At 46.9% G+C, this 8,018-nt stretch carries 9 protein-coding genes; 1 reads left to right on the forward strand and 8 read right to left on the reverse strand.

Annotation, left to right across the window (positions count from 1 at the left end):
- Nucleotides 1–124 precede the first annotated feature (124 nt).
- Entirely contained in the window at nucleotides 125–286 is a 162-nt protein-coding gene (locus A4E54_RS11240) for a YvrJ family protein (RefSeq protein ID WP_286726164.1), read from the forward strand.
- A 33-nt stretch (nucleotides 287–319) separates the two neighbouring features.
- Here A4E54_RS11240 and A4E54_RS11245 read toward each other — a convergent pair whose 3' ends face one another.
- From A4E54_RS11245 to A4E54_RS11280, 8 genes are all read right to left on the reverse strand, one after another.
- Nucleotides 320–1,384 carry an amidohydrolase family protein gene (locus A4E54_RS11245; RefSeq protein WP_240083556.1) on the reverse strand — a complete coding sequence of 355 codons (1,065 nt, stop codon included), beginning with the start codon at nucleotides 1,382–1,384 and terminating at the stop codon, nucleotides 320–322.
- 332 nt (nucleotides 1,385–1,716) lie between these two features.
- Nucleotides 1,717–1,851, reverse strand: coding sequence for a hypothetical protein (locus A4E54_RS11250; RefSeq protein ID WP_282442330.1), 135 nt, complete (start codon nucleotides 1,849–1,851; stop codon nucleotides 1,717–1,719).
- A gap of 28 nt (nucleotides 1,852–1,879) precedes the next feature.
- Nucleotides 1,880–2,002, reverse strand: a complete 123-nt coding sequence (locus A4E54_RS11255; protein WP_282442331.1) for a hypothetical protein — start codon at nucleotides 2,000–2,002, stop codon at nucleotides 1,880–1,882.
- A 124-nt stretch (nucleotides 2,003–2,126) separates the two neighbouring features.
- Nucleotides 2,127–4,640 carry a CHASE4 domain-containing protein gene (locus A4E54_RS11260; protein ID WP_240083557.1) on the reverse strand — a complete coding sequence of 838 codons (2,514 nt, stop codon included), beginning with the start codon at nucleotides 4,638–4,640 and terminating at the stop codon, nucleotides 2,127–2,129.
- A 362-nt stretch (nucleotides 4,641–5,002) separates the two neighbouring features.
- On the reverse strand, nucleotides 5,003–5,887 hold the full coding sequence (gene pstA, locus A4E54_RS11265) for a phosphate ABC transporter permease PstA (RefSeq protein WP_286726160.1): 885 nt from the start codon (nucleotides 5,885–5,887) through the stop codon (nucleotides 5,003–5,005).
- Nucleotides 5,884–6,786: a phosphate ABC transporter permease subunit PstC gene (gene pstC, locus A4E54_RS11270; protein ID WP_286726161.1), complete on the reverse strand. Its 903-nt coding sequence runs from the start codon at nucleotides 6,784–6,786 to the stop codon at nucleotides 5,884–5,886. Before pstC ends, pstA begins: the two co-directional genes overlap by 4 nt.
- A 50-nt stretch (nucleotides 6,787–6,836) precedes the next feature.
- Nucleotides 6,837–7,493 carry a phosphate signaling complex protein PhoU gene (gene phoU / locus A4E54_RS11275; RefSeq protein ID WP_286726162.1) on the reverse strand — a complete coding sequence of 219 codons (657 nt, stop codon included), beginning with the start codon at nucleotides 7,491–7,493 and terminating at the stop codon, nucleotides 6,837–6,839.
- Between the two features lie 23 nt (nucleotides 7,494–7,516).
- The coding region (locus tag A4E54_RS11280) for a phosphate ABC transporter ATP-binding protein (protein ID WP_286726163.1) at nucleotides 7,517–8,018 on the reverse strand (502 nt) is incomplete at its 5' end.

The following is an 8,018-nucleotide window of genomic DNA, read 5'->3' on the forward strand; positions in this document are numbered from 1 at the left end:
GGACATCAGGGTTATCAGCAACACCACAAACGATCTGTATGACCCGCCCGCCTAGAATCAGGGCGTTCATATAAAAGGTGGGGGGCAGGTCCCCCGCCGCATCTAATTCAAAGGGGTGATTCTACTGGAAACTATCCTGCAGGCAGTGGGCAACGTAGGCTTTCCCATAGCCGTGGCCGCATACCTGCTGGTGCGCATCGAGGGCAAGCTGGAGACTCTGGCCGCCAGTATTGCCAGATTGGCCGAAGCGGTAGCCGGTGAGCGGCGGCAGGAAGAGAAAAATTAACGAAGAAAGTGAGTCAGGGGACGGTTCCCTGACTCACTGACAGTGCCGCCGACTATGTTCTACCGGGCCAATCGAAAATTTCAAACCTTTAAACAAAGTTTTATCTGGAGTTTGTTCGAAAATCTTTTTCATTTCTTTTTTAGTTAAAGGAAAATTCTCTGAAAAAGCCTCGATATAATCATCTGTAGAATTATATAGTGGAGTATCCGAACCAAAAACAATTTTATCCAGACCAAAATCTCTTATTAATGCAGCTGCTTTCTGATAATCGCCAGCAGTAGGAGTAGGGACCCCTTCAGCTAATGCAGGGTTGGCCTGATCAGTCAAAACAACCCCTGATAAATCCAAATAAACATTTTTAATTTCCGGGTGTGCTTTCAATTCTTGAACTAATGTCTGCAAGTATTCATAGGAAGCATGGTCAAATCCCCCCCAACCACCAAGATGTGCTAATTGGATTTTCAGTTCCGGATATTGTGCCAGCAATCCAACAAGCTTTTTAGCATCTGCTGAGCCATAAGGTTCTTCAACATTTCTTTGATGCACCAATAATGGGATTTTATTTTTAGAAGCATACGCGAAGATTTTTCTAATCTTATTAAAATGTTCGGGATTTTTCAGGTCTACGCCGGAATTAGCGAAATGCATTTTTAACCCTTTCAAATTTAATTCCTCACGGCATCTTTCAATCTCCTCAAATGCGTAATCCTTTAAAGGATTGATACTTCCATATGGAATCAACTTATTAGAGTAAACTGCACATTGGACAGATACATAATTATTAGACCTTTTAACAGTCTCATACTCATCCGAAATTAATCCGTAGTCTGCAAGCCTTGAAACCATGTAGGCATCAGATAGAACAATTGCTTTACTTCCATGGGGAACATTATTTATGATATCTTCACCAGTCATTATATTAAGTGGAATCCCTAACATTCGAAGTGCATTGCCAACATCCGGGCTGATAATGTGTTTGTGGAAATCTGTTCTCAACTTTAATGAATTAGAATCGCATTGTTCTGCATTCACAGTAACAACCATCAATGGGAACATAAGAACAACTGTTAAAATACCGATAAATGTTTTCTTTAACAAGTGATATTCCTCCTTTGTAATTTAAGTAAGTCTTCTCGGATCGGGATGGCACCGGGCCCACTATTTTTGTCGAACTTTAATAAAATTGTTGAATATTTAGATGTATATTGTCGAAATACGCTCAAACAACAACGACCGCCGTTTTACGGGCGGTCATCTACCTGTACTTATTATATTATCAAAACATTCGACAATGTTTCAGTAATCCCTGCTTAAATTCTTAAATTAATATTTACCCCTGTTACCCGTTTTCGACTGACTGCCTGCCGCACATAGCAAAACCACCGGCATGATGAGGACCGGTGGTTACAACCTTAGATTTAGGTTTTAGCTTAAATGCAGCCTCCGAAACACCCCACGCCAAAAACGAGAAGGATCAGAATCAAAAAGATAATGAACGCCGGGTTGCCAAAACCGAAACCACAGGCTTCTTCAGCTTTAATCTCTTGAGATTGAATATCTGCCATGGAATTACCTCCTTATAAGACTTTGAGCTTATATACAGCCACACAAACCCACACCAAAGATGAGCAGGATGAAGATCAGGAAAATAATAAAACCAAAGTTGCCAAATCCAGTTCCACAACCCGTGCCGCATCCACCTGCGCCGAATGCCATATTATTAACCCCCTTTTTGATTTTTTATATAATATGCGGCCGATGATAAAAGTGTTAAACAATGGGTATTCACCCATGTTAAGGGGATATATTTTGAGAGTTGTTTAATCCGGTAATTCACCGATCACTGCAACACGGTATTCACCTTAAACCTGACAAAGAATGAGGTTCCCGAGGTGCTGGTTTCAAAATAAATTTTGGCTTTATGTCTGGCCGCAATACTGTAACAGACCGACAAACCCAGGCCGGTCCCATGGTCTTTAGTCGTAAAAAACGGGGTGCCTATCTTATCTGCTATTTCAGAAGGAATGCCGCTACCCTGGTCCTCCACCGTCATAACCACTTCTCCATCTTCCGCATACGTTTTTATCCTTAAGGTTTTGCCATTAGGCATTGCCTGGTAGCCGTTGTGCACAAGATTAAGAATTAGCTGGCGAATTTCTTTCTCATCCAGAAGCAATTCCGGAATTTCCGCCAGTTCCAATTCGATATACTTGTCTGAGTTCATAGCGTCTGCCTGTATTAGCGGAAATAGGGTTTGGATCAAATGATTAAGATTCTGTGATTTTAAATCAACCGGCTTGTTCTTAGCCATGGAAAGATATTCTGTAATAATTGAATTCGCCCTGTCAAGTTCCTCGATCATCAGACTAAAGTACCTCTTGTGATTATCGTATTCCTGCTTCTTATAAAGCATCTGCAGGAAACCACGCACTGTAGTCATTGGATTTCTTACTTCATGCCCGATCCCGGCCGCCATCTCACCGATCAAGTTCAGGCGGTCGAGCCTGGCTATTTCGGTTTCCATCTTCCTTTCATTGGTTATGTCTTTCATCATAACAACACGGCAGTTTTCACCATTTAGATTAATACGTTCGGATGATAATAATATATTTATTACCTTACCTGATTTATTTTTTACTTTTAGATCAAGGTTTTGCAATCTTCCCGTTTCCTTAACCGCAGCAAAAGAAGACTTTATTACATCGTTCTGTTCACTTAAAAAATTCAATTCTTGATATGTGCGGCCCAACACCTCTTCCCGGGTATACTCTGAAACATCCAGGAATCTCTGGTTTACTTCCACAAACCTGTTATCTTTCACCCTGATGATAGCGATCAGGTCCGGGCTGTTTTGAAAAATCTTTTGAAAACGCTCTTCTGATTGGCGCAGGTCCACCTCCCGCAGCTTTTTAGCAAGGTTGCGGTAGCGCTCTTCACCCCGCTTGCGTGCGGTGATATCTAAAAGAGCCATCACAACCTTTTTCGTGCGTGGAATAACGGCGGCAGTTGTATAAATGTCCTTAATGTTTCCCTCCCTGTCTATAAACCGGAATTCATAGTTGCGGGGAGCGGCATTCTTATTAATTCTTATCAAATAATAGTCATTTATCCTATCCAAATCCTCTTTTGCAACAAATTCAGTTATTCTTTTCTTGTTTTCCACTTCCTTTTTACTACAACCAGATAGTTTTTCAAATTCTGTGTTCACCAGAGATATTACTTTATTTTCCTCCAAGATTAATATCGCGGTTCCGGTATTTTCAAAAATCGTCCGGTAATTGTCTTCGCTTTCCTGAAGCTTGTATTGAGACCTCTCAAGCGATGACAACATCTGGTTGATTTGACCCGCCAAGGTGGATAACTCGTCTCTTCCCGTCATTGACACACGGCCCGCGAGGTCACCGTTCGTACTGATCTCCAAAACACTGGTGCTCAGCCGGGCCAACCGGTACAACACCACTTTTTCCAAGAGCAACAGGGCGATCACAGCAAACAACAGGCCGACCACAAAAAGCGACAAGATAAAATACTTTATGCTGGCCTGGCCCTGCTTATAAATCTCCCTGGACATGTCGGTTCTTAAAATAAGCGCCGGCTTGCCGTAGATATCATCCAGTAAAGCATATCCCTCAATAGAATCCGGACTTAGCGGTTGAACAAATATCGGCGACTCTGCCGATAAAAAGGAACGGGCGGCCTGGGTGTCGGGGAACATCTGAGCATCATTCAACCGGCATATAGCCAGAGACAGATGCGCTGTATCAGCCAAACGATTGATTTCAGATGAATTCAGATAGCGTCCCATAATGAGCGTGCCCTTGGCCGGCCCACTTTTTTCACTTGTCAAGATAGGCCGCGAAGCAATAAGCATGGGCCCTTCCGGAAGAATAATAATTCCTGCCATGCCGTCTTTTTGTTCGCGATGATTTAATAGATCATCGCTTAATGAAAGATGCTCTATTATACTGCCGGGAACAGGCGCTTCATTGCTTTTTTCCGGATCAAAACCTTTGCCGTAGACAATCCGGCCGGAGGAGTCGATATATAAAATCAGGTTCAATTTAAGCGAGACGAAAGTATTTTTAGTAAGATTCATATTGATATACTCGTTGCTTGCGTCTTCAATAAATTTATACGTGCTGTCCCATTCAGCCCAGTCGCCGGCCAGACAGTTCAATGTGTCAATATCGTTTAATAAGGCGTCCCGCGCTCTTTCCACGTTCACAGTGACACTTTGTTTCTCAAGATTGGCAAAGCTGGCTGTCAATATGCATTTAGAGATAATGAATAAAATCACAATCAAGCAGACAAGTATCGCACTAAAAGTAATTATTGTTTTTTTACGCAGCGTCATTCGTTTACCACCACACATTAATCACCTGGAAAAACTGATCACATAAAGCGGTATAGCCGAAATAAACATGCACCCATTGACCTTGCGCATGCTTAAATCATCCCTGTGCTTCGTCTTGTTGATTTTTGTCGATAATTATCGAACAATAATTTTAATTCTGTATACATCTTCAATATCCTGCGCTCTTAAAAAAAACTACCCGCAAAAATCCATATAATATTAATATTGGCTGATTAACCAAAGCGAGGACTTTGAGCCGCAACAATTGTTTTAGAGGCTGGAGGGGAACTATATGGCGATGAAGAGGCCGTGCGAGGATGAAAAGACAAGGTCCGGGAAGCGGCGCGGCGACGACAGAAATGCTACGTCGCCGTCATTTGCCGGTATATTTTTCTGCCCAGCCAGCGGGCTGCCAAGTTGAAGCCAAGCACCACCAGGATCAGCACCGCCGCGGAACCGTCCGCCACTCTTCTCAAGTCGGGGATGAGGCCCTCCGTGTTGACCTTCCAAATATGCACCGCCAGGGTTTCCGCCGGGCGGAACGGATTCAGCGGCGAAGCCGGGTGGAAGATGTTCCACTGGCTGAAGTCCAGGGCCGGGCTGGACATGCCGGCGGTAAACAGCAGGGCGGCGGCCTCGCCGAACACTCTGCCGGAAGTGATGATGGCGCCGCTGATCAGCCCGGGGAAGGCGCTGGGCAACACCACCCGGCAGATCGTCTGCCAATGGTTTGCACCCAGGGCCAAGCTCGCTTCGCGCAGGCTGTCCGGTACGCCGCGAATAGATTCCTCAGAGATTCGCACCATCAGCGGCAGATTGATCACAGCCAAGGCAAGCGCCCCGGAAATAAGCGTGTAACCCCAGCCGGTCATGTTGACGAATACCAGCAGCCCGAAAAGGCCCACCACTATTGAAGGCAACGAATTCAACGTTTCGATGGACAGTCTGATTGCTTCCGTCAGCTTGTTGTTCCGGGCGTATTCAGCCAGGTAAACCCCGCCAAGCAAGCCCACGGGCACGGTAAAAACCATGGATAAAAAGAGCAGGTAGAACGAGTTGAAAATTTGCGGTCCAATCCCGCCTCCGGCGCGAACCACTTGCGGGGGTTTGGTCAAGAAATCCCAGCTGATGTATTTTCCCCCGTGGTAGAGGATATACACGATCATCGCGCCAAGAACCGTAATCACCAGCAGTGCGCCGGTCCAGAATATAAAAGTGGCGATTCTGTCGGCAAGGCGGGAATTCATCTGCTTATCCCTCCTTTTCGCACTCCGTAGCGAACTACCAGGATGAAAAAGAACGACATCAACAGGAGAAACAGCCCCATGGACCAGAGGGTGCTGTTCCAAAGGGAACCCATGGGGGTGTTGCCCATGTCCATGGTGATCGCGCTGGTTAAGGTGATCACCGGATCAAGAATGGACGTTGGAATTTTTCTGGTATTGCCGATAACCATCTGGACGGCCAGCGCCTCGCCGAAAGCCCTGGCCAGGCCAAGCACGACACCGGTGACCAGGCCGGAACGAGCGGCCGGAATGAGCACCAGGCGGATAGCCTGCCAGCGCGTGGAGCCCAGGGCCAAGGCCGCCTCCTTGTACTCACGCGGCAGGGATTTTAGACTGTCGGTCAGGATGCTGACTATCGTGGGCAGGATCATCACGGACAGCACCAGAAAGCCCGCCAGAACACTAAAGCCCAGGCCTCCGATGTTGCCGCGGATAAAGGGAACCAGGACGCTTAAACCGATATACCCGTAAACAACCGAAGGGATGCCTGCCAGCAATTCGATAGCCGGCTGCAGGAAGCGCTGTCCCCAGAAAGGCGCGATTTCCACAATGAACACGGCGCAAGTGACACTGAGCGGCGCGCTTAATAAGACAGCCAGCATGGAAACAATTACCGAACCGAAGATGAAGGCCAGCACACCAACTTGCGGGCCGCCTTCCCCCGGCGGACGGTCCGGCAGCCAATTGGCTGAAAACAAAAACTCCTTGATACTTACACCGTATGCTGTAAAGGTTGACAAACCTTTTATGGAAATAAAAATAACAATGGTGATCGTGGAAACAATGGCTATCAGCGCCGCCCCGGTAGCCAGAGTCTTGCCCAGCAACTCACTGCCGGCCGGATTAATTGACTTTAACATTCCTTACTACCTCGTTTCACAATTCCGGGACTATGATTTTCGACATTTGTTTAGTTTAATTCTTTGCGTTCACCGGTCACAAGGTAGACGATCCGCTCGCCAATGTTGGTGGCATGGTCGGCTATCCGCTCCAGATGACGGCTGGCGAACAAGAGAGCGGTAGCTTGATTGATGACCTTGGGATTCTCCATCATTAACACCAGCAGTTCCCGGAAAACCTGGTTGTGCAGGTCGTCTACCAGTTCATCGTCCGCCGCCATTTTCAAAGCAAGCTGGACGTCCTCACGCACATAAGCGTCCAGCACCTCTTTTACCATTATCTGGGCCAAATGAGCCATCCGGGGGATGTCGATCAGCGGCTTGATCAGGGGCTCGTTCGCTATCCGCCTGGCTGACTTGGCAATGTCACAAGCCAAGTCACCCATCCGCTCCAGGTCGGTGATAATCATAAGCCCCGCCGCGATACGGCGCAGGTCCTTTGCCAACGGCTGCTGGGTGGCAATCAGCTTCAAACACTTGTCCTCGATTAGCATTTCCTGATCGTCGATCAGAACATCTCCGTCGATAACACTCTGAGCCAAACCCAGATCTTGTTTAACCAGTGACTCCACCGCCCGGGAGACTGATTCTTCAACGTAAAAGCCCATGCGTAAAATTTCCTGCTTAAGCTCGCTCAAAGCCTGGTCAAAAGTCGTTCTGGTAGCCATATAAGTTTCCCCTCTTTTTTTTCCTAGCCGAAGCGGCCGGTAATATAATCTTCCGTGCGTTTATCACCGGGTTTGGTAAATATTGATTCCGTACCACCGTATTCAATCAGGTCACCGCTTAGGAAAAAAGCGGTAACCCCTGAGACGCGGGCGGCTTGCTGCATGTTATGGGTTACAATAATAATTGTATAATCGTTTTTCAACACCTGAATCAATTCTTCAATCTTCATCGTAGCCAGGGGATCCAGGGCCGAGGTCGGCTCGTCCATCAGCAGCACTTCCGGTTCCACCGCCAGCAGCCGTGCTATGCAGACACGCTGCTGCTGACCGCCAGAAAGACCCAGGGCGGACTTGTACAGCCTGTCCTGGACCTCATCCCAAAGAACCGCGGCGCGCAGGCTCTTTTCCACAATTTCATCAAGCTTGCGCTTGTTTTTTGTACCGTGAATACGCGGCCCGTAGGCTATGTTATCGTAAACCGACATCGGAAAAGGATTGGGGCGCTGAAAGACCATGCCTATCCTC

The organism is Pelotomaculum sp. PtaB.Bin117 (assembly GCF_002067195.1).
Taxonomy (GTDB): Bacteria; Bacillota; Desulfotomaculia; order Desulfotomaculales; family Pelotomaculaceae; genus Pelotomaculum_D; species Pelotomaculum_D terephthalicicum.

Bases quoted from the DNA above. Each gene is read 5' to 3' on its own strand.
- pstA (WP_286726160.1), bottom strand. From the start codon at position 5,887: ATGAATTCCCGCCTTGCCGACAGAATCGCCACTTTTATATTCTGGACC.
- A4E54_RS11255 (WP_282442331.1), bottom strand. From the start codon at position 2,002: ATGGCATTCGGCGCAGGTGGATGCGGCACGGGTTGTGGAACTGGATTT.
- A4E54_RS11250 (WP_282442330.1), bottom strand. From the start codon at position 1,851: ATGGCAGATATTCAATCTCAAGAGATTAAAGCTGAAGAAGCCTGTGGT.
- pstC (WP_286726161.1), bottom strand. From the start codon at position 6,786: ATGTTAAAGTCAATTAATCCGGCCGGCAGTGAGTTGCTGGGCAAGACT.
- phoU (WP_286726162.1), bottom strand. From the start codon at position 7,493: ATGGCTACCAGAACGACTTTTGACCAGGCTTTGAGCGAGCTTAAGCAG.
- A4E54_RS11260 (WP_240083557.1), bottom strand. From the start codon at position 4,640: ATGACGCTGCGTAAAAAAACAATAATTACTTTTAGTGCGATACTTGTC.